The 20,316-nt window shown below is 37.5% G+C and carries 21 protein-coding genes; 13 read left to right on the top strand and 8 right to left on the bottom strand.

The features are described from left to right. The first annotated feature begins 751 nt into the window (after positions 1–751). The 3 genes from ACZYRN_RS18590 (at position 752) to hpaB (ending at position 4,065) form a co-directional block, all read left to right on the top strand. Positions 752–1,123, top strand: coding sequence for a DUF192 domain-containing protein (locus tag ACZYRN_RS18590; protein ID WP_488913089.1), 372 nt, complete (start codon positions 752–754; stop codon positions 1,121–1,123). Positions 1,124–1,531: 408 nt separating this feature from the next. Next, the gene (locus tag ACZYRN_RS18585; protein WP_488913088.1) at positions 1,532–2,008 is read left to right on the top strand and encodes a GNAT family N-acetyltransferase; all 477 of its coding nucleotides are present in this window, start codon (positions 1,532–1,534) and stop codon (positions 2,006–2,008) included. Between the two features lie 623 nt (positions 2,009–2,631). Further along, positions 2,632–4,065, top strand: a complete 1,434-nt coding sequence (gene hpaB, locus ACZYRN_RS18580) for a 4-hydroxyphenylacetate 3-monooxygenase, oxygenase component (protein WP_488913087.1) — start codon at positions 2,632–2,634, stop codon at positions 4,063–4,065. Positions 4,066–4,442: 377 nt separating this feature from the next. Here the strand turns inward: hpaB and ACZYRN_RS18575 are convergent, their stop codons facing one another. The 3 genes from ACZYRN_RS18575 to ACZYRN_RS18565 form a co-directional block, all read right to left on the bottom strand. Beyond that, complete coding sequence (locus tag ACZYRN_RS18575) at positions 4,443–4,643, bottom strand: hypothetical protein (RefSeq protein ID WP_488913086.1); 201 nt, start codon at positions 4,641–4,643, stop codon at positions 4,443–4,445. A 662-nt stretch (positions 4,644–5,305) separates the two neighbouring features. Further along, positions 5,306–5,515, bottom strand: coding sequence for a hypothetical protein (locus ACZYRN_RS18570; RefSeq protein WP_488913085.1), 210 nt, complete (start codon positions 5,513–5,515; stop codon positions 5,306–5,308). Between the two features lie 19 nt (positions 5,516–5,534). Next, entirely contained in the window at positions 5,535–5,783 is a 249-nt protein-coding gene (locus tag ACZYRN_RS18565; RefSeq protein WP_488913084.1) for a YueH family protein, read from the bottom strand. A gap of 169 nt (positions 5,784–5,952) precedes the next feature. Between ACZYRN_RS18565 and ACZYRN_RS18560 the strand changes: the two genes are divergently transcribed. Continuing rightward, complete coding sequence (locus ACZYRN_RS18560) at positions 5,953–6,171, top strand: hypothetical protein (protein ID WP_488913083.1); 219 nt, start codon at positions 5,953–5,955, stop codon at positions 6,169–6,171. Positions 6,172–6,407: 236 nt separating this feature from the next. Here the strand turns inward: ACZYRN_RS18560 and ACZYRN_RS18555 are convergent, their stop codons facing one another. Beyond that, a complete protein-coding gene (locus tag ACZYRN_RS18555; RefSeq protein ID WP_488913082.1) occupies positions 6,408–6,605 on the bottom strand; it encodes a hypothetical protein in 198 nt (65 codons plus the stop codon). A gap of 875 nt (positions 6,606–7,480) precedes the next feature. On the opposite strand from ACZYRN_RS18555, the gene ACZYRN_RS18550 reads away from it, so the two are divergent. Next, complete coding sequence (locus tag ACZYRN_RS18550; protein WP_018392514.1) at positions 7,481–8,188, top strand: DNA alkylation repair protein; 708 nt, start codon at positions 7,481–7,483, stop codon at positions 8,186–8,188. Between the two features lie 439 nt (positions 8,189–8,627). Here ACZYRN_RS18550 and ACZYRN_RS18545 read toward each other — a convergent pair whose 3' ends face one another. Beyond that, the gene (locus ACZYRN_RS18545; RefSeq protein ID WP_488913117.1) at positions 8,628–9,242 is read right to left on the bottom strand and encodes a patatin-like phospholipase domain-containing protein; all 615 of its coding nucleotides are present in this window, start codon (positions 9,240–9,242) and stop codon (positions 8,628–8,630) included. Between the two features lie 86 nt (positions 9,243–9,328). Here ACZYRN_RS18545 and ACZYRN_RS18540 point away from each other — a divergent pair, with 86 nt between their 5' ends. Together ACZYRN_RS18540 and ACZYRN_RS18535 are read left to right on the top strand one after the other, a co-directional pair. Continuing rightward, a complete protein-coding gene (locus ACZYRN_RS18540; protein WP_488913081.1) occupies positions 9,329–9,778 on the top strand; it encodes a DinB family protein in 450 nt (149 codons plus the stop codon). Positions 9,779–10,346: 568 nt separating this feature from the next. Continuing rightward, positions 10,347–10,931 (top strand): Crp/Fnr family transcriptional regulator, encoded by a 585-nt coding sequence (locus ACZYRN_RS18535; protein WP_488913080.1) that lies wholly within the window; start codon positions 10,347–10,349, stop codon positions 10,929–10,931. 7 nt (positions 10,932–10,938) lie between these two features. Here the strand turns inward: ACZYRN_RS18535 and ACZYRN_RS18530 are convergent, their stop codons facing one another. After that, positions 10,939–11,661, bottom strand: coding sequence for a DUF4386 domain-containing protein (locus ACZYRN_RS18530; RefSeq protein WP_488913079.1), 723 nt, complete (start codon positions 11,659–11,661; stop codon positions 10,939–10,941). A gap of 826 nt (positions 11,662–12,487) precedes the next feature. On the opposite strand from ACZYRN_RS18530, the gene ACZYRN_RS18525 reads away from it, so the two are divergent. The 5 genes from ACZYRN_RS18525 to ACZYRN_RS18505 are packed head-to-tail and all read left to right on the top strand — an operon-like array spanning position 12,488 to position 16,717. Beyond that, positions 12,488–13,924 (top strand): DNRLRE domain-containing protein, encoded by a 1,437-nt coding sequence (locus tag ACZYRN_RS18525; protein ID WP_488913078.1) that lies wholly within the window; start codon positions 12,488–12,490, stop codon positions 13,922–13,924. A gap of 33 nt (positions 13,925–13,957) precedes the next feature. Beyond that, on the top strand, positions 13,958–14,521 hold the full coding sequence (locus ACZYRN_RS18520; RefSeq protein ID WP_488913077.1) for a hypothetical protein: 564 nt from the start codon (positions 13,958–13,960) through the stop codon (positions 14,519–14,521). Between the two features lie 19 nt (positions 14,522–14,540). Next, a complete protein-coding gene (locus tag ACZYRN_RS18515) occupies positions 14,541–14,912 on the top strand; it encodes a hypothetical protein (RefSeq protein ID WP_063974386.1) in 372 nt (123 codons plus the stop codon). A 37-nt stretch (positions 14,913–14,949) separates the two neighbouring features. Beyond that, positions 14,950–16,338 (top strand): hypothetical protein, encoded by a 1,389-nt coding sequence (locus tag ACZYRN_RS18510; RefSeq protein ID WP_488913076.1) that lies wholly within the window; start codon positions 14,950–14,952, stop codon positions 16,336–16,338. Between the two features lie 31 nt (positions 16,339–16,369). Further along, positions 16,370–16,717: a hypothetical protein gene (locus ACZYRN_RS18505; protein WP_488913075.1), complete on the top strand. Its 348-nt coding sequence runs from the start codon at positions 16,370–16,372 to the stop codon at positions 16,715–16,717. Positions 16,718–17,645: 928 nt separating this feature from the next. Here ACZYRN_RS18505 and ACZYRN_RS18500 read toward each other — a convergent pair. Then, positions 17,646–17,849 carry a tautomerase family protein gene (locus ACZYRN_RS18500; protein WP_034289349.1) on the bottom strand — a complete coding sequence of 68 codons (204 nt, stop codon included), beginning with the start codon at positions 17,847–17,849 and terminating at the stop codon, positions 17,646–17,648. A gap of 22 nt (positions 17,850–17,871) precedes the next feature. Further along, positions 17,872–19,071, bottom strand: coding sequence for a YbfB/YjiJ family MFS transporter (locus ACZYRN_RS18495; RefSeq protein ID WP_488913074.1), 1,200 nt, complete (start codon positions 19,069–19,071; stop codon positions 17,872–17,874). A 130-nt stretch (positions 19,072–19,201) separates the two neighbouring features. Here ACZYRN_RS18495 and ACZYRN_RS18490 point away from each other — a divergent pair, with 130 nt between their 5' ends. Beyond that, positions 19,202–20,083, top strand: a complete 882-nt coding sequence (locus ACZYRN_RS18490; RefSeq protein WP_488913073.1) for a LysR family transcriptional regulator — start codon at positions 19,202–19,204, stop codon at positions 20,081–20,083. Positions 20,084–20,316 lie beyond the last annotated feature (233 nt).

Below are 20,316 nucleotides of genomic sequence, written 5' to 3'. Positions count from 1 at the left end.
TTCCTTCAGTAAGCTACTCTAAAGACTAGGTAAATTTAATTTTATATTAATGATAACGAAAAACCCGTCTGCTCGTAACGAGAGGACGGGTTTTTATATCTCAACATTTATTATAGAAGACATGATATCCCTCTAAATTAGAGGTTATCGCCCTCTATTATTGAAATGATGATTTTTTTGCTTGTTATTACCGTTCTATTGTTTATTGCGATTCCAAATGGAGCAAAACAAAGCCAGAATATCAATGAAAAAGGCTGCGACGCTTTTGCATATATAAACGCATACAAAAGCAGGTATTATAGAAGCCTAGAGGGAGGAGATTCACGTAACGGCGAATTTCTAGTGAAATTCCATGATGGGACTGAAAAACGATTAAACGTATTTTAGCCAGAGTTTAAATATGGATTGATTTTTACGATAAAGATGATGAAATAGGTAGATCATGAGAGAGCCTTCAGAAGCACGTGTAGCCTATTTTATGAAGAAGGTAGAGAAAAAAGGAGAAACGCTTGTAGAGGACAAAAGCTGCCGCTAGATGATTGCTTTGGTTTATAAAGCAAGATCGATCATATGTATATAAAGACTGGTGTTGATTTTCTTATTGAGCTAACGGAGCAGGTTAGTTGAACAAGGTTAAGGGGAAAAGGCATTTTTTGCGAAAAAGGGAAATTTGAATATCATGAACTTCTTTTAAACAAAGATACCAAAATTCCTTCCTGCTTATAATAATTCTCGAAGGTGAGGGAATATATTGAAAAAAAGGATAAAAATAATCAGTGGAGAAAGGGAAATCAGATTAACCGTTCAAGTTGCAGATACTCAAGAAAAAAGAGAAAAGGGCTTAATGTTTGTTGAAAAATTACCCGAAAATGAGGGAATATTATTTGTGCTTTCAGAAAAAACATATGGCGGTTTTTGGATGAAAAACACCATAATTCCTTTATCTATTGCTTTTCTTGATTCAGATGGTAAAATTATCAAAATATTAGATATGAATCCTTGTAAAGAGGAAGAATGCCCTACTTATGATCCGGAACTTTTTTATTATTATGCAATTGAAGTGAATCTTGGGTGGTTTGAAAGGAATCAAATCAAAGAAGGGGATTATGTATTCTCAGATTAAATTTATTTGAAAGTATCTGCACTTATTTTTTTCTTTTTTAAATATTTAGTGATGCAGATATTGAAAAGGTTTATTTTAAAATTGGGTTATTTTCCTACAAGGGTGGTAGGGTGTTTTCAAAAGATCAGTAAGAGATTTTTATATAACTTTACAAAATTAGGTTAAAAGGACAACGTGAATCGTTGTCTTTTTGTTTTGTGTGTTTAAATAGATGATCACTTTGTTTTATAAAGCAGGGACAATCATATGTACATAAAGGCTGGTGTTGATTTTCTTATTGAGCTAACGGATAGGTTACTTGAACAAAGAGCTAATAGAATTGAATTGATTAGAAGATAATATTAGAATAAATTTATTAAAAATGAATAGGGCCTAATAATTAAATTATTTGGATATGGGGATGAAACAATGCAGATTCGTGAAATTGAAGAAAAGGACAACCAAACAATAGAGCAAATTATTAAACGCTCATTGGAATCATTTGACTTAAACATTCCAGGAACAGCCTATTTTGACCCCCAACTGAGCATGCTAGCACAGTTTTACAAGCAACAATCAAATGCAAAATATTGGGTTGCAGTGAATGCTCAAGATGAAGTGGTAGGCGGTGTGGGTATTGCACCATTTGGACAGAAGAAGGGGATTTGCGAGCTGCAAAAGCTATACATTGCACTCGAAGCTCAAGGAATAGGGCTGTCGAAGGAGCTGATGAAAGTAGCACTCGACTTCGCCAAGGAACACTATACATACTGTTACTTAGAAACATTCAAGAAACTCCAAGCAGCTAATCTCCTTTACATCAAATTAGGTTTTCAACAACTTGAAAAAGCACTAGAAGAATCTGAGCATAATGCTTGTGACGCTTGGTATATAAAAGAATTATGATGAAGAAGGTATAAGATAAGAAACAAGACAATTAAATTCTACTGATATTAACCACATTCTATTCGTGAAAATGCAGCAATAATTAATGAATAATGAAAACAGGAGGGGCTTAGGCTCTTCCTGTTTTGTTATTTTTCCGGAACATATCATTAAATGCAGCAAAGAGAAAACATTATCGGTAAAGGATGTTGATGTTTTACACATATGGTTGCATACAATTACAGGTATTCTAGTTCTGTATAATTAGTCATTAAAAAAAGACCGGCCGCAGCCAATAGCGTTTGCCATCTGCTTCTTCTACAGCCTTTAAGAGTTTTAATTTTAGAAATTGTTGCTGCTCGTGATTCTCTTCGTACACGCTATAACTGATCATTTGCTTAAATTATTCAATGGATACTAGTTTGCTTACCGCCATCTTTTTTCTCCTTTTGAAAAACAAAAAAGACTCATTTGCCATATGTAATCGGTCAACACATCTTTTATTAGTATATATGTGACAGGACAAGGTCACTCAACAGTAATAATCAAAAAAACATCTGAATATGATATGACTAAAGAAATGGATGAACTGTTTCTGTACGTCCGTTATAAAAAACAAGTAGCTAACTTTAAGGGGTGTACGTATGCCGGCTATAAATGGCAATGATTACATTGAACGGATTAATCAGCTAAAAACAAGCATATGGATAGATGGAGCCCCTGTGACGGGCAAAATTTCCGAGCATTTTGCATTCAAAGGGATAATGAAAAGTCAAGCAGCGTTATATGACTTGCAGCATGATAAATCAATTAAAGATGCCATGACCTATCAATCTCCATCAACTGGTGACCAAGTAGGGATGTCTTATTTACAGCCTAAAACGAGAGATGATCTAGCAAAAAGACGAGCAATGATTCAACAATGGGCTATATCGAATAATGGAATGATGGGAAGAAGTCCAGACTATATGAACACAGTATTAATGGCGTATGCCTCATCTGTGAATTTTTTGAAAGGAAAAGAAAATTGTTTCCCTGAAAATATAATAAAGTTCTATGAATATGCACGTGAAAATGATATATCCATGACACATACATTTATTGATCCACAGGTAAATCGAGCAAAATTTTATTTTGAAGATACCGATGAACCTATTGCAGCTAGAGTGATAAAAAAGAACGATGAGGGTATCATTGTAAAGGGTGCACGACTACTGGCCACACAGGGGGGAATAACAGATGAAATAGTGGTTTTTTCACAAGGTGTCGTTCCGGAAAAAGCGAAAGGGTTTGCTTTCTCTATTCCTAGTGATAGTAAAGGCCTTAAGTTTGTTTGTAGAGATTCATTTGTTGGAGGCGACTCTGCATTTAACTACCCATTAAGTTCACGGTTTGAGGAAATGGATACGATTGTTATTTTCGACAATGTATTGGTTCCATGGGAACGAGTATTTTATTACGATAATGTAGAAGTATCGAACAGTTTCGTAGATTCTAGTTCGTTTCTTCCTTTTACATTGCATCAGGCTCTCTCTAGACAGATTGTTAAAATAGAATTTGTTTTGGGGATTGTCCAGTCCATCATCGACACGATTAATATCGTGGAATACCAGCATGTGCAGGAAAAAGCTTCTGAAATTATTGTCGTATTAGAAACGATGAAAGCCTTGATAATTAAATCAGAAGCTGAAGCCAAAATCGACGAATGGGGATTTATGCGACCAGACCAAATAACACTTCAAATCGCCATCAATTTATTCCCACGAGCTTACCCAAGGTTTACTGAAATCATTCAGCTGTTAGGTGCAAGTGGATTGATGACGATTCCAACAGAAAATACATTTCAATCCAGTATTAGAAAAGATTTAGATCAATATTTACAGGCTAAATCCAGAAACGCAGAGGATCGCATTAAGATTTTCCGTTTAGCATGGGATTTAACAATGAGCTCATTTGGTACACGCGAAACGCTTTATGAACGGTTTTTCTTTGGCGATCCTATTCAACTTTCGAGTAAATTGTATTTTTCCTATGATAAGAACCTGTATGTTAAACGAGTAGAGAATTTTTTGAAGTGACCGATGGTGCCGAATAGTATGCGTACCTAGCTTCCCTGCAATCCCACATGCGAGCAGGTTGATATATAGAAAGGAAAAAATGCTTCATTGGTAGGAAAGAGGCATTTTTTATTATTTCCTTCTATATAAAAGTTGTACATGGGTTATCACCCTTATTTATTGAAATGATGATCGTCCTGCTTATTATTACGGTCTTGCTTTTTATTGCCATCCCTAATGTGGCAATAAAAAGCATTAATGCAAAAGGCTTTGATGCATTTGTGCATATGGTAGCGTACAAAAGCAGGTAATGTAAAAGCATACAAGGGAGCGGACTCACCATAAATCTCTTTTTGGAATGTATGTTCTATTGAGGATAAAAAAAGAAGCCCGTAGGCTTAGTCATCTACTTGTAATACACCCGAATCGTCAATCACAGCTTTTGCTTGTTTAGAAGAGAGCCCTTGTTCTTTTTGCAACCATTCTTGAAGATCAAGATGAAGTGTTTCAAAATGATTGAGTTCACCGGGTCTAGTTTGTTCGCTCAATCCGAAAAGGAATTCTTTATGCAAATGGAGATAGTGAGTTACCTCATTCATATGAATCTCTCCTTTTAATAATTGTATACCCGGTTTTGTACGGTTTATTCATAAAAGAATAAATAAACTAGCATCCCCACGGAAAAACGGGGGGACATCAAACTATAGAGAAGGTTTATACCTACTTTAGAGAATGATGCCCTTTTTTACTGAAATAATGATTGGTATTACCATTCTATTGTTTAATGAAATTCCGAATGTCGCCAAGTAAAGAAAAAATATTAATATAAACGGCTGTTCCGCTTATTTACATATAAACGCATACAAAAACAAGTATCATAGAAGCCTAGCGGAGAGCGGATTCAATTAACGGTGACTTTTTAATGAAATTTCATGATGGAACTGAAACAGATAGACTATGACGGGCAAGCCTTCAGAAGCACGTGTAGCCTATTTTATGCAGAAGGTAGCGTGGAAGATGAAGAAAATGGGGAAACGCCTATAGAGGAAACAAGCTGCCGCTAGATGATCGCTTTGGTTTATAAAGCAAGAACGATCATATGTACATAAAAACTGGTGTTGATTTTCTTATTGAGCTAACGGGGCAGTTATGTTGAATAACACACCAACCAAAAGAACCTATAAATAGGTTCTTTTTTACGAGATATCAACATTATCGTTTAACAGAGCTAAAGAAAAAAGCCCGCCATCATTGGAAGACTTTAGGAATTCCTTTCTATTTTCATAATCCTTTGTTCCAGACGGTCAATCTCTTTGGGTAATGTCGCTAAAAGTTGATAATATAGTTCGGCATTCCAAGGGATATGAGGATAAATGGTACTCATTGATTCAATACCATTATCCTTAAGCATTGCATACCGCTGCCGCGTCTCGATTAATGAGTTTGTTAAATTTTCAAAAAGAGTTGCCATTAGTATTCCCCTTTATCTTTTAAACATAGCGCGATACCATTTTAATTATCGAAGCTACCAAATCATCAGTGTGACCTTGAAATAGGCTGAAATTTAGTGAACTTTGCAGGTGTTCAAATTGGGTCTTTAATTCATCAATTTCGTTAAATTCTGCGGACCAGTGAATAAACGGAATGGCAACAATAAATCTTTCATCTTCCGTTTTGTGTAAAAATACTTCTGCTATTCTATTTCCAGAAATATTAATTTTTTCGAGTGAACATATCATGGACATAGACCTCCTGCTGTGGTGTATGAAAAAAATTATTAATAATTATATAACAATTAAATCTAGTAAATCTAGAAAAAAACTTTCCGAATTTTAGATGAAAGATAAGAAGAGTTCTCATGATTATAATGAGTTAATGCACAGTTCGAATATAAGGAGGGTGAAGTCAGTGAATGAAAAATTATATGTCGTGAAAATAGTCAACACAGAAGACGCTTTGCTCCGCCGTTGGTACAGAAGAAAAGGTGGGGAGTTGATTGTTTGTCGAAAGAACAGCAACGGCATCTTTAGCACTTACAATGATGTAGATGATGCCGTAACAGTTGGATTTATTGAACCGGATTTTTGCGAGGTAATTTCGACTTTTGAAATGGAAGATGATTATTAAACAGTTCGACCAAATAAAACAAAAAAATAGCCAGAGAAGCCCGGGCTATACGTACTGAAGGAGTTTACTTTGAAAAAGTCTGACGCACTAACAGTTTAACCAATTCAGATAAGTTTATACAAATTCTCAGCTTTAAATAAATTCCAGTCACAAGCGGGGCTAATACCCCACCTTTCTTACTGTCTCATATAGAACATATATTTATGAGAAGTAAAAAAAAGCCTATATAGGCTTAATCATCTTCTTCTAATTGTATTGAATTCGTCAATTTCAGGTTGTCCCTGTTCTGGTGAGGGGCCGTGTTCTTTTTGCGACCATTCATAAAAGTCGAGATGAGTCGTTTCGAATTGATCTAGTTCAATGGGTCTAGTTTGTTCGCTCAGTCCGAATAGGTATTCCCTATGTGAATAAGGATATTGGGTTGCCTGATTCATATGAATCTCTCCTTTTTATATGTCTATACCCGAATTTGTACGGTTTATTCATACCGGAAAAACCGAGGGACATCAAACTATAGGGAAGGTTTATACCTGCTTTAGAGATTGATGCCCTTTTTATTGAAAGAATGATTGGTATTACCGTTTTATATGTTTATTGAAATTTCGAATGTCGCCAAGCAAGGCAAAAATATTAATGTAAATGGCTGCTACGCTTATTTACATATAAATGCATGCAAAAGCAGGTATCCTTAAAGCCTAGAGAGGAGCAGATTTAAGTAAAAGCGAATTTCTAGTGAAATTTCATGATGGGACTGAAAAACAATTAAACGTATTTTAACCAGAGTTTAAATAGATTGATTTTTACGATAAAGATAATGAAACAGATAGACCATGACGGGCAAGCCTTCAGAAGCACGTGTAGCCTATTTTATGAAGAAGGTAGTGTAGAAATGAAAAATGGGAAAACGCCTATAGAGGACAAAAGCTGCCGTCAGATGATCACTCTGTTTATAAAGTAGGGACGATCATATGTACATAAAAAATTTTATTGATTTTCTTATTGTACTAACGGGGCAGATTAGTTTAAGAGTCGTGTTTTATTTGTGACTAACAATAGGGCCATTTAATGGAGTAATACCTTGATTCTAAGCGTTGTAAGCAACTAAAACAGAAGGCATTGTAAAACATTTCTTTCTTACCACCAGTTCGAGAACATAGTGCCAACATGCATTAAGTGGATTCCTGCATAACACTCACGTGTTTAGACGGTATTTTTGCTGACAAATGGTAGTTTGTTATAGGATAATGGTGATGTATTTGATGGGCAAAATATTAGGGGAAAAACTCCAAAAAGAAGGAAGTGCTAAACGATGAATTTAGAAATGGTTATGCAGGAGCTTGAAGCCCTTGGCAAGGAACGAACTAAAAAAATATACATATCCAATGGTGCACATGAGCCGCTTTTTGGCGTGACTACAGGCGCTATGAAACCAATCGCAAAGAAAATAAAAATAAGTCAACGTTTAGCTGAAGAGCTTTATGCCACAGGGAACTACGATGCAATGTACTTTGCAGGCATTATTGCAGACCCAAAAGCCATGACTGAGTCGGATTATGATCGGTGGATGGATGCGGCGTATTTTTATATGCTGTCCGATTTTGTAGTGGCCGTAACTTTATCAGAGTCAGATATCGCACAAGAAGTTGCTGATAAATGGATCGCAAGCGGTGAAGAGCTGAGAATGTCAGCGGGCTGGAGTTGCTACTGTTGGCTTTTAGGGAATCGACTAGACGTTGAATTTTCAGAAAGCAAGATTTCCAATTTGCTTGATATTGTGAAAAATACGATTCACGACTCGCCAGAACGAACGAAATCCTCTATGAATAATTTTCTATACACCGTGGGGATTTCATATTTGCCGCTCCATGAAAAGGCAGTCGAGACCGCAAAGGCAATAGGTACAGTAGAAGTCAAACGGGACAAGAAAAAAAGCAGTTTCCTAAATGCTTACGAAAGTATTCAAAAAGTAGTTGATAAAGGAAAGCTTGGTTTTAAACGCAAGTATGTAAGATGTTAAATTTTCCTCGCATCGCGAAACGATCTTCAATTATCCAGAGCATTGATCCAACGAGGGTTTATCGCTATTTTTGTTGAAATTCTTAAACTAACGGGGCAGTTTAGTTGAAGTACAAAACTTGGATATTATTCGACTTTTAAGTCTTACAAGCGCCAAACTGATAAAAAAATAAGGTGGCACCACTTCTGCGATAGCACCTTATGTGTTGGCTAATGCAAAATGGAATTCTTGGAACCCCCGCTACTCTTTAAAAATTTAATAATTTGACCAGTATGAACTGATTTCTTGCCAGTTGTGTCGAATAAAAGCTAAAGTCGGTTCGAGCGGTGTCTGGGTTGCCAGGTGCCTTAAAAAAGGAATTTTATCGTATTCATTGTGATTGATAATCTGTCCTAACGGTGGGTTCAAACGATGGAATCGCGAACCGAGCAGTTGTCGGCTAAAGTGTGTGTTTGACTAAACTTCTCCATCCATAAAGACTGTGATTAGCGGCATACTTATTTCCGCTATCGGGTCTAACACTGCCCCACTGCCTAATACCGAACTCGCGAGTATCACCGCTAATTTTGTATGGCTGTAGTCCAGTTCCAAACGACAGCAATGCAATATCTTCGAGTTTTTTCCCTCCGTGTTTTTCGTCTATCGCAAATGAGATACCCGTAATACTGGGGTTATTGGCGAATACCCCGCCATCAATGTGTCGATGGACGGAGGGGAAATAAATCGGTGCTGCGCTGGTATAAAGGGCGACATCAATGACTCTCGTATTGCCCGTTGGAGAACCCGGAAAGTTGTGATAAAAAACAGGTCCCCAACGTCCACCTTCTGATCCGATGACCTCAAAGGACGGTATGAGAACTCGCCTTTTCAAGTATTTTAAACGCGGATTTTCAGGGGATAGTTCCCAAAGTCTCTTCTTTAAGTTTCTATTAAAATGCATCGGTCTGTTAAATGCTGAAGGGTCTTGTATATCCGTGGCGATGGAACGAGCAGAGAAATACATATTGTGCATAATCTGTTGCGGCGTTTTGCCGCTTCCCAGCCCCAATGCAATAACCCCACCTTAATTCTCTTGAATAAGTGAGATTATATGGTAAGTTTAAGATGGGGAAAAATTGATTTTTAAAAGGGGAAATCCTATTGAAAACTATCCAAAAGATGTATGACCATTTAAATTGGGCTAATCGACGTATTCTTGAAACATTGCAAAGTATTGAAGATGAAAATCAAGAGGTGAATCGTTTATTTTCCCATATACTATTCGGAGAAAGAATATGGATAACTAGATTACAAGGAATGGACAGCTCACGACTGCCCATCTGGTCAAATGTCGATATTGAAGTCTGTGCAGAACTTGTTAGGCAAAATGAAGAGAGCTTCACAGCGTTTCTTACTAATTTAGTAAATGCTGACCTAGATAAATTAATATTCTACACAAATAATAAAGGAACAGAGTTTAAGAATTCTGTACGGGATGTTTTAACTCATGTAGCATTGCATGGTCAATATCATCGAGGACAGATTAACTCACGACTTCGAGCAGATGGTATTGAACCAGTTAATATGGACTTTATTACATTCGTGAGATAGATGTATTCAGGGTAGTCTTGTTCAATACTTAGTTTATGATATGCGTTTATGTTCCACTAACGGGGTGCGTTTCTACAATAAGTAGAGACGCTTTTTTTACTAACGGAGCAGTTTAGTTTAACAAGGAATTAAGGAGGAATTAATTAAGGTATTATGGAACTGTGAAAAGGGGTAAGAGACGATGTGGAAGTTGATCTTTTAAAAGAAGCAACGGAGTATATTAAAGCGAGAGTCAGAATAATAAGGGAGCAGTCGCTCTAGCATAACCAATAAGGAAAAGCCGTATCAGTTATAGTTATTATACTGGTACGGCTTTTTATCTGTTTGGTAAAAGAGATAATAAAACTCTGCTAATCAAATAATGCAAAAAATTTTGCCCAACCTATGCAAATTGCAATCCTCATTTGCTATAAATAACTCATAATAAGTCGTAGCGTAGAACCATTATTTTTCCAACCCATATCTTAAAGCAGGTTTATAATGAAAATAGAAAGTTCTAACCAGTTTTGTAATACAAAGATGATGTTAATCATAATGACCTAATCAAAGGAGTTGAATGGAGAGCAAAATGGAAAAAATATTAATGAAGTATATGACTAGGTTTACAACACTAAGCGCGGAAGAACAACAAGCAATCGTTGAAGAGATACAAATTGAAGAATATACAAAAGGAACAACACTCCTTAGACAAGGAGATGTTCCAACTAAATGTTATTTCGTTTTGAAGGGATGTGTTAGGCAGTACTCTATAGATGAAATGGGAAAAGAGAACACATCCAATTTTTACACAGAGGAACAAGCGATTTCGAATTTCACTCATCATAAACAGGATAAGTCTTCCGTGTACTATTTAACTTGTTTAGAAGACTGTACCTTGGTCGTTGGTGACCTTGGCACCGAAAGGGACATGTATAACAAATACTCACAATTAGAAACAATGACACGTAAGATGATTGAGTACAACTTTGGTGAAGTACAAGATGAATTGGCTTCATTTATTGCATCTACACCAGAAGAACGCTATAAAGCACTATTACAGAAACGACCTCATTTAGTCGATCGTGTACCCCAACATCAATTGGCGAGTTATCTTGGTATTACCCCAGAGTCATTAAGTAGAATTAAGAAGCGAATCAATAAAGATAAATTTTAGGAAGTTGTTATACATCTTTAGGGACTTTTCCTCCTCTGAACAGTAGCCATATCCCAAAGCCTAATTCTCCTACAATCATTGGCACATTAAATACACTGTTAAGAATTGAAATTATCGTATCATATTGTGAAAGAAGCGTGTTAAATAAGTGAATGAAAATATAGCCTACTGAAGCGAGCAATAATAAGATACTAAAGACTTTAGGTATGCTATCTGATTTGAAAATCAAATAGCCCACAATGAAGAGATGCCCGCCAAAAATGATCAAACCTATAGACCAAATAGATTCAAATGCTTCAAGAAACAGCATCATATATACCTGAAGTTGATCGATTTGAAATGATGATAAAAAGTCTGTACTTTTCGAGAGAAGCAATACAAAGATCAAATTCAATATAGCAATTCCAAATATAGTGGAATAGATAAGGCGGAGCCATGCACCGAGCAATGAAAGGCTTTTATTAATTGGCTTCAGGAAGATATAGAAAGCCCAAGCGACCACTATATCAGTGATCAGGATGATGATCCAACCAAAGATTTCAGCTTTAAAAAGTATCTGTGATGATTGAATGTTATTATAGGTAGCGCTGGCATCCCCTTGCACCACGAGGCTTCCATGGACAAAGCCATAGGAAAAAGATGCAGCAAGTGTCATGATGATAAGTGATGTGCCAGCAATCAGAGCAAACTTCCGTTGATACGATTGTTCTTTTACTAAGGTAGTAGACATAAGAAAACCTCCTACAATACATTGTTGGTTTTCATTTTAATAATAAGATTATGGGTGGTCATTGACTTAAATCAAGAGTGCAAATTATTTTTAAATTTACACTTATATATAGTGATTGGTGCGGTGAACCGTATCATAAGTAAATGAGGTTTTTGTATTAGATAGAGAAAAATGGGCTGTTCCTAAAGGTTGTAATTATTTGATGTTTAGAGACAGCCTTATTTTGAATACTTAGAACTTGTGATCTGATTTTTTCTTTTGGATCCCGACAAAAAATACTGACAATCCTGACTTTTTTCATCTATTTCTGTATTTTGATTTAATCTATTAACACTGTCGATACGCTAAATTCCTTCATTGATTTGCCTGTATTTGAATGCATTTCATTATTGAGCTCGGTTACTGTATTTGAAAAAATAGGACTTTAGCGATGACTGTTTGTTCCATAAACGACAATGAACAAGGACTGCCAACAATTGGTGGTCCTTGTTTTTGAATTCTAATGTTACTCGCTATTAAAGTAGAATGGTTATTGTGTGAAAATTTATAATTTTTAAACAATTATATTACATTCCGTTTACATTTAGATTTTATAATGAATAAGGAAACACATTGGTACTAGTTATCTCCTGTCAACGTTGGCGTCAATGTAACTACTGTGTAGCCAATATATTATTTAGGAGGAAAGATAATGAATCTGGTACTTAAAAAGAAATGGATGATCATCCTGATCATCTGCGCTTTGTTGTTATCCATGCTTTGGGTATTCACAAGCATGAAAAACAACAACGCCAAAGCTGCAACCACATCGTTCCGCTTTGTAGTTATGGGTGACAGCCGAGGATCAACGGACGGCATCAACAGCAGTACATTGCATTCGTTGCTGCAAAAGGTAAAAGGACTGTCTACACAACCTTCTTTCATTATGTTTACGGGTGACCAAGTACAGGGCGGTTCCGATGTCGGCACAGAATTAACGGATTGGAAAGCGATTGTAGACGATTACTATCCAATCAACCAGTACTACCCTTCTTTAGGAAATCATGAAAATGACGAAACGATTTTTAGTAATGCGTTTACTCATTTGCCGACAGGACAATTGTCTGGCTATCAAAGAACATCGTATTATTTTGACTATGGGAATGCTCGTTTTATTACACTGAACTCCAACCGCAAAGATGCTAACGGCAAGTACGTCGTTGATGCCAACCAACGCGCTTGGCTTGAGAGCGTGCTGCAAAATAACGGTAAAACTCATACCTTTGTACAGTTCCACGTTCCGGCTTATCCGATCGGAGCGCACTACGGAGCTTCCCTTGATGCAAATCCAGCTCAACGCGATGCACTTTGGGATATTTTCGACAAATATAATGTGACAGCTGTATTAGTAGGGCACGAACACAACTATAACCGCCGTGCAATCGACAGCACTTTTAATGGCAACGGTTATACATTTGAAAATTCAATTAATCAGGTGACTATCGGCGGAGGCGGCGCACCGCTTTCTTCTACGAACAGCAATTCAACAAACGTAGTTGTTGGACCAGTAGCAAAGTATAGTTATATGGTTGTGGATATCGCGGATGAGATAGCAACCTTTAAAGTTTATGATGTTAATAATGTCCAAATTGATTCTTTCACGGTAAATAGCAACGGTTCGACACCTCCTCCGGCATCGAATTCAAAATCGTTCCAAAATGGAGTGTTGCCTACAACATCTTATGCAGGCAGCTTGGATACTTATATTTCCCAAAACGCGCCGACTACAAATTATGGAAATGCAACAACCCTTCTTGTGGATGGAGACGAGCCTAGCGCCAGCTCGAAGGATGTATCGTCCATTCTGAAATGGGATGTTTCAGCCATTCCTGCAGGAAGCACGGTGACTTCGGCCAACATTACGCTAAATGTGGTTGACCCGAGTACCCAAACATACGAGTTGTATGAAATGAAACGCAACTGGTCGGAAAGCTCTGCGACATGGAATCAATATGCATCTGGATCCAATTGGGCTACTGCAGGAGCGAATGGGTCCACTGACAGAGGGACGACAGTGCGCGGTACAATTACAGCAAGTGCAAACGGAGCCTATACGATCAATTTGAACACGGCAGGTATTGCCCTTGTTCAATCCTGGATCAATAATCCGTCAGCTAACAACGGAATGATTTTGATGGATGGTGCCAATTCTAACGGACTTGACTTTTCTTCAAGCGAAGCGTCGACAACAAGTCAGCGACCAAAGCTCACAGTAAATTATTAAATCCAAAAATTTATAAAGGCGATGACAAAACCTATGAAGCCTATTTTTAATTCGCGTGATTTGGCGATAACGCAGGCGTGCGTTGCCGCCTTTTTTTTTCTTTTGATTCCTTTATTTAATCTAATGGGAATCAGTTCCTACACACTAGCCAGCGTTCTTCACGGATTAGGTGCAACCATGACGGTTATAATCAGCTGTTACAGCCTCCATCAAGTATATCCGCTCCTTCGGGGAAAAAAAGGGTCGGCGGCTAAGCTAGAATTAACGCTATGGTTAACTAATGTTCTTGTCCTTGCGACAATTATTACGGCGAACTGGCTCTATATCGGTTATCGCGCGCCGGACAGTGGGCAGCAGTGGCTTTTACACCATAATCCGCTAGGGCATACGGTGATGATGGAGTTTAAAGAATTCGTCTCTTTATTCCCGCTTCCGTTAGGCGTTGCTTCTGCTTGGATACTGCGCCGTTTTCGTGATCAGCTAAGTGAAGATAGGGGCTTCGCCTCCGTTATAGCCATACTCGTGACGCTCATGTGGATCTGTTTAATGATCGGATTTGTACTTGGCATCGGTTTAGCGAAATTACGGATGGTTTAATTAAAGGAGAACAATGGTCATGGATAAAAAACAAAGAAACACAGGGGAAATTGCGGCCGCACTTCTTGCTATATGCATTGGTTTAATAAGTATGATAGCAAGTCATATATGGAGTGTGGTTGACCAAATCAACTCTCATTTGATACTGCTGAAAATCGGATCCTGGATGCCGGGATGGTGGGGCATCGGGCCCTACGCAGGGAAAGAAACGGTTGGTCTCGTGCTTTGGATTGCAAGCTGGTTCGTTCTTCATTTTATATTCAAACGTACTAACGTATCTTTAAAAGGATGGACATATGGTTTTATTATTATGTTTTCAATAATTATCATCTTTACATGGCCGCCTGTATATCATGCTATTTGGGGTTGGCTTCCGACGCTGCCATTTTAAACGATGGGATACATTAAAGAGGTTAGGAGTCTTGCCGGTGTCCTTTTTTAAAAAATATAAACTGTCTTCTATGATGCTATTGATGTTAGTCATTATTGCCAGCCCTTTATTTTTGACTAACCTTCCCAAGGAAGGTTCATTAAGTAAAAATACCCCTGAACAAACGGCGTTTCGATTCGGATATATGCTCGATTCGCCAGATCAGGTAAACATTAAGGAATGGTTGGATAAAAACAAGAGCGTTCCTTTTATCGCAGGAGCGGATCGTTTATTTGACAAAAATTTAACCGTGCCCTTGTCAAACTTTTATCCTGTTTTCGACGGTTCTTCTTCGCTGGAGCAATTTAATGCCGTTTATCCTTACCTTCCGTCAGATGCCATTGAAAATTTCGGGAGGTCTGTTTACACGATAGATTATGCGAATACCCGTTTTTTGTTTTTACATGATAAAGCTATCTTAGATTCTAACCATGCAGGCTTAAACTGGGTACAACAAACGGTCATAACAAATAAACAACAGCACTCTGTCGTCTTCATCAATAAAGCCCCGACGTTTCTGTCTTTCTGGGAAACGATGCGTAATTTGAATGTGAATCTCGTCATAACCGAGGATGAAGTATTTGCCCCTGTACACCTAATTGCTCAAGAGCCGTCGGAATTGGGTTTAGGAAAACATCCGGATTGGAGGGTATGGAAGCCGGCGGTGCAATTTACGGATACACAAATGCTTGTGATGGAAGGAGAAGGGGAACGATTGAGCGTGAAAGCCGTTGATCGTCAGGGACATCCACTTGATCAGCTAGAGGAGGATGTTACTTCGTTTGAACTTAATGCAAACGAAAATATGCCGACACTAGTAGGTATGAAATCCGTTTGGCGTTATCATCCCGGCGGGAATGATATACACAACACGCTTCCTGAAGGATATGACATAACAGGGGAGAATCCGATCACCAAAAGGCTGACTGTACCACCGGAAGATTGGCGGAGTTCTCAGTATAACGATTCCAGTTGGAGTTTAGGCCAAGCGCCGTTAGGGCATACGAAAGACAATGAAATGAAACGAGTAATCCATAAAACGTTGCCGGTTATTGCGGAGTCGCCAACATATTATTTTCGTAAATCGTTTGTTATTAACGAGGATCCGCACCAATTTACAAAACTGCTTCTTCATATGACATATGAGGATGGATACGTTGTATACCTCAACGGAGAAGAGGTTTCCCGTGATGGGATTCGAACGGGATTATTGATGCATTCATCGTTAGCATTTCATAACGAACCTGCTATTTATCAAAGCAAAGATTTAAAGAACCATATTCCCAAGCTTATTAAAGGTACAAACGTCATTGCTGTTGAAGTTCATCGCAGCCATCCCAAATCGCCTAATTTGCTATTTGATTTAAGCCTATCGTATGAAAAATAATGAGGATGAGAAGAAATGAGGTGAACGAGTCATGCGGAAAATCGGTCTGTCAAGATGGACGATGATATTGCTGCTTAGTGGCTGCAGCTATGCCAATGAACCGAACCAATTGCCATTAATTGCTTCGATTACGACAACGAATCAGCATCTTATTATTCAAAATGGAGATCCTATCGTATGGAAAAATGCGACGATCACTATTGATGATCGTTATACATATCATGCAGAACTGATTCCCAGGGGGAGTGAGAGTATTCCATATACAAGCTTTATCGATGAAGACGGACAGGCTTTTCATCCTGGACTTTTAAAAATTCGTGAAGTGAAAATTCACGTTCCTAACTTTGCCGATGATAAAGACGGTACATTTAAGTGGTGACCTTACGTAAAATAATGCATAGTGAGAAGTTAATTCAAAGTTAATCAAGAACAGCGAGTAATTTAAAATCGCTGTTCTTTTTTGAGGGTGTTCGGCATGGGAGCTATCTTTATAGTTTAAGGTCCCTAATGGTAAAGGCAGTAGTAACCATAAGACAAAGGTGTACACCGTGAAATGGAATCTGAAGGAAGTCCAAGGCAAATCTCCAGTCAGAGTATCTTGATTGATAGTGTCTCGAAATATAAATATAACTACGAAGTTATTAACGTCAATCGATAAGAAACTAATGTGTAAAGAACTAAATGATATTTCTTTCGTTTTTTCTAAGGTGGCAGGAAACTCAACTACAGCAAATCGATTGTTTAGTTTTGTATACTTAACCATTTAGATGCTCCTCTCACTAGTGCCTAGTTCATAAAACTCATGAAAATAATACCGTTTAATATGTAAAAAATAATATACGCATTTGCGTGTTTATTTTATTTTAAGCCGTGCTGCTTCAATACTTCCCAAATCTGCCGCATTTCCTCCAGCAAAGCTATTCTGACGTGAGAACGAATTGATTCAGGAGTTAATGTTAGTTGAAAAACTTGAGCAGAATCGAATCCTTTTCAGAGGGTGTGAAAGAAGAAATGGAGAGTATTAAAGAGAGCTAGAACAATAAAAGAACAGCTGCTCAAGCGTAACAAATGAATAAAAGCCGTATCAGTTAGTATACTGGTACGGTTTTTTATAATGGAAGTAAATATTTTTGGCGGAGATTTGAAACTTTAGATTAAGGATCTGTAGAGAATAGTGTTAATTTTTTTATTGAACTAACGGAGCAGGTTAGTACAAGAAGAGGATAATTAAAGCAGGAGAATTCATTGATGAATTCTCCTGCTTTTTTGTTTCTATTTTGCAATTCAAAAAAGACTTGTTATTATTTTTACTGGCCATTTTTTCTACGAACTGTTATTGTTTCTCCCCCAATACCCCAATTATCGGTATTAACCTCATCGATTACCACAACGGTTGTATTAGGGTTTTTACCTAGTACATCCACAAGTAACTGTGTTGCACCTTTAATAAGTAACGCCTTTTTTTCTGGAGTAACATTTTCATTTGTGATTTTTATATTTACATATGGCATAATAATGAACCTCTTTCCATTTTTATAGTTTTTTATAATTAATTGGCAAATGATCTGGGTTTAGTTTCTTCTCAAATTTAATTCCATTTACGAGTAAGCATGTGCCGACTATTACTACGCTTGCTGCTCCTATCAAAGCAGCATTATAATCGTGGGTGAATGAAGACAAGACTCCAGCAATTGTTGGTCCAATCATTTGGCCAATAGCATAAGTAGCCGTAAGATAGCCAATTATTCGACTGCTGTTAGATGGACTCATTTGGCGAGCCAGTGTTGTAGCAAGTGTAGTGATCCCCATAAAGGTAGCTCCAAATAATCCTGCACTTATAAATAAACTTGTTTGAGACATCCAGAAGACAGGCATCGCTATACCGAGGGATTGCAAAGCCATTGCAAACATTAGTGACTTAACGAATCCCCATTTTTTAGCAAGTGATGACCAGATGATACAAGATGGAATCGCAGCCACCCCCGCCACCATCCAAACTAAGGCAGGATCTGTACTAAAGGTTGAGGTCTTTTCAGCAATCGATACGATAAATGTACCTGTGACAATATAACCTAACCCTTCCAGTCCATATGCTGCAATTAACCAAGGAAGCCATTTGACGGGAGGTAAATATGTAAGAACTTCCTGTGTATCCTTTTTTGTCATATTGTTTTGGGAATCTTTGAGCCACATCCATACGAAGATAGCAAGGATTGCGCTAACAATGGCTAGACCTAGCCATGCTCCTTCCCAATAAAATAAATGGTTCAAACTCGGAATAATTAGACTAGACAAAAAGATTCCAAATCCCACCCCTGCATAGAATAAACCTGACCAATGTGTTTTACCATTGGCTGCAAGTTTATCTAAGACAATACTCGAAGCTAAAACAAAGATAAAGGCACTTGAAATACCTGAAATAAAACGGATTACAAGCATAAGTAAGTAAGAGTGAGATAGACCCATACCCAACGTAGTTAAAACGCTAACCATGAGACTTATCCTCAAATAAAAGGTTTTGTGTTTTTTCAAGGGAAGAACTCCTGCTAAAATGGCTCCAAGGAAATAGCCTGCGTAATTGCTTGAAGCTAGGTATCCCGCAACCACATCTGAAAAAGAAAGAGCATTTTGCATAAGTGGCAGAATTGGAGTATAGGCAAATCTTCCGATCCCCATTGCTATCATTAATGAAAAGATTCCACCTATCAAAAATAGATAAGGATATTTGTTCAATCCTTCACCTCCTTCGACTAAAATTATTAATATATTTATCTTAGCAGTTTTTTGCTATATGGTATAATACACAAAACAGATGTGGACCATCTGTTATTCAGATGGCAAGAGGGAGAAAGAGGAGACTACCATGGATTTGCAAGCATTAAGAATTTTTCAATTAGTAGCTGAATTAGGGAGTATTTCTCAAGCAGCAAGAGAGCTAAACTATGCACAATCAAATATCACGACAAAAATTCAGCAATTGGAAACTGATCTTCAAACTACGTTATTCTACCGCCATAATCGAGGTACGACTCTAACTGACAAAGGACAAGTGTTATTATCATATGCTGACGAAATATTTCAATTGTTAGAAGAGGTAAGAAAAGTGATGTGTGATGATCAAATACCAAAAGGTCCTTTAACGATAGGATCTATGGAAACAACTATTGCTGTTCGTTTGCCAGCGCTGCTTTCAAAATACCATCAAGAAAATCCTGCTGTTGATCTCACTATAAAAGCAGGTCCCACTGAACAAAATGTCCATGATGTTTTGCAGTTTAATCTTGATGGGGCCTTTGTGGCTGGTCCTATCGAACATCCTGACCTTGCTTATGAGACAGTAATAGAAGAGGAGTTAGTGCTTGTAACCAATTCAATCCATCCTCCTATTTCTTCTATAAAAGAAATACAAAATCGAACGGTGTTAGTATTCCGTAGAGGCTGTTCGTATCGAGCAAGATTAGAGGATTGGTTACATCATGAGGGAGTGATTCCAGAAAAAACAATGGAATTTGGAACACTTGACGGAATCATCGGCTGTGTATCTGCAGGGCTAGGTATAAGTTTGCTTCCTCGCAGCGTGATAACGAAACATATACAATCAGGACAACTTAGAATGCATTCTATCCCAAAACGTTTTGGAAAAGTTAAAACAATCTTCATTTACCGTAAAGATAAATATAAGTCTACTTCTTTGATTCAATTTATAGACATGTTATCTAATCCCACGGGGTTAGAAGTGATATAACTTTAGTTCAGATAGGTAGCTATATTAGAAACTACAAAGGTTGTGAAGAAGTATACTTAAACTAACGGGTGCGTTAGTTCAAGAAGACATCCAAAAAAGACCGATTTTGGACTTACCCCTGTCAAGTAGACAGCTCTAAAAAGACTATGCAGCCATTGTGATTCGATATTCTATCGGAGCTCGGTGGCTAAGTCGTTTTTGGAAACGTTTATAGTTATAATAATAAATATAAT

This window comes from Domibacillus sp. F004 (assembly GCF_057814295.1).
The sequence above is the reverse complement of the archived record's forward strand: the minus strand, read 5'-3'. Positions and strand labels throughout refer to the sequence as shown.

What these genes read in the sequence shown, in the direction of transcription:
- ACZYRN_RS18585 (WP_488913088.1), top strand. Translation starts at nt 1,532, where the DNA reads ATGCAGATTCGTGAAATTGAAGAAAAGGACAACCAAACAATAGAGCAA.
- hpaB (WP_488913087.1), top strand. Translation starts at nt 2,632, where the DNA reads ATGCCGGCTATAAATGGCAATGATTACATTGAACGGATTAATCAGCTA.
- ACZYRN_RS18575 (WP_488913086.1), bottom strand. Translation starts at nt 4,643, where the DNA reads ATGAATGAGGTAACTCACTATCTCCATTTGCATAAAGAATTCCTTTTC.
- ACZYRN_RS18570 (WP_488913085.1), bottom strand. Translation starts at nt 5,515, where the DNA reads ATGGCAACTCTTTTTGAAAATTTAACAAACTCATTAATCGAGACGCGG.
- ACZYRN_RS18565 (WP_488913084.1), bottom strand. Translation starts at nt 5,783, where the DNA reads ATGATATGTTCACTCGAAAAAATTAATATTTCTGGAAATAGAATAGCA.
- ACZYRN_RS18555 (WP_488913082.1), bottom strand. Translation starts at nt 6,605, where the DNA reads ATGAATCAGGCAACCCAATATCCTTATTCACATAGGGAATACCTATTC.
- ACZYRN_RS18550 (WP_018392514.1), top strand. Translation starts at nt 7,481, where the DNA reads ATGAATTTAGAAATGGTTATGCAGGAGCTTGAAGCCCTTGGCAAGGAA.
- ACZYRN_RS18535 (WP_488913080.1), top strand. Translation starts at nt 10,347, where the DNA reads ATGGAAAAAATATTAATGAAGTATATGACTAGGTTTACAACACTAAGC.
- ACZYRN_RS18530 (WP_488913079.1), bottom strand. Translation starts at nt 11,661, where the DNA reads ATGTCTACTACCTTAGTAAAAGAACAATCGTATCAACGGAAGTTTGCT.
- ACZYRN_RS18525 (WP_488913078.1), top strand. Translation starts at nt 12,488, where the DNA reads ATGGGTGACAGCCGAGGATCAACGGACGGCATCAACAGCAGTACATTG.
- ACZYRN_RS18520 (WP_488913077.1), top strand. Translation starts at nt 13,958, where the DNA reads ATGAAGCCTATTTTTAATTCGCGTGATTTGGCGATAACGCAGGCGTGC.
- ACZYRN_RS18515 (WP_063974386.1), top strand. Translation starts at nt 14,541, where the DNA reads ATGGATAAAAAACAAAGAAACACAGGGGAAATTGCGGCCGCACTTCTT.
- ACZYRN_RS18505 (WP_488913075.1), top strand. Translation starts at nt 16,370, where the DNA reads ATGCGGAAAATCGGTCTGTCAAGATGGACGATGATATTGCTGCTTAGT.
- ACZYRN_RS18500 (WP_034289349.1), bottom strand. Translation starts at nt 17,849, where the DNA reads ATGCCATATGTAAATATAAAAATCACAAATGAAAATGTTACTCCAGAA.
- ACZYRN_RS18490 (WP_488913073.1), top strand. Translation starts at nt 19,202, where the DNA reads ATGGATTTGCAAGCATTAAGAATTTTTCAATTAGTAGCTGAATTAGGG.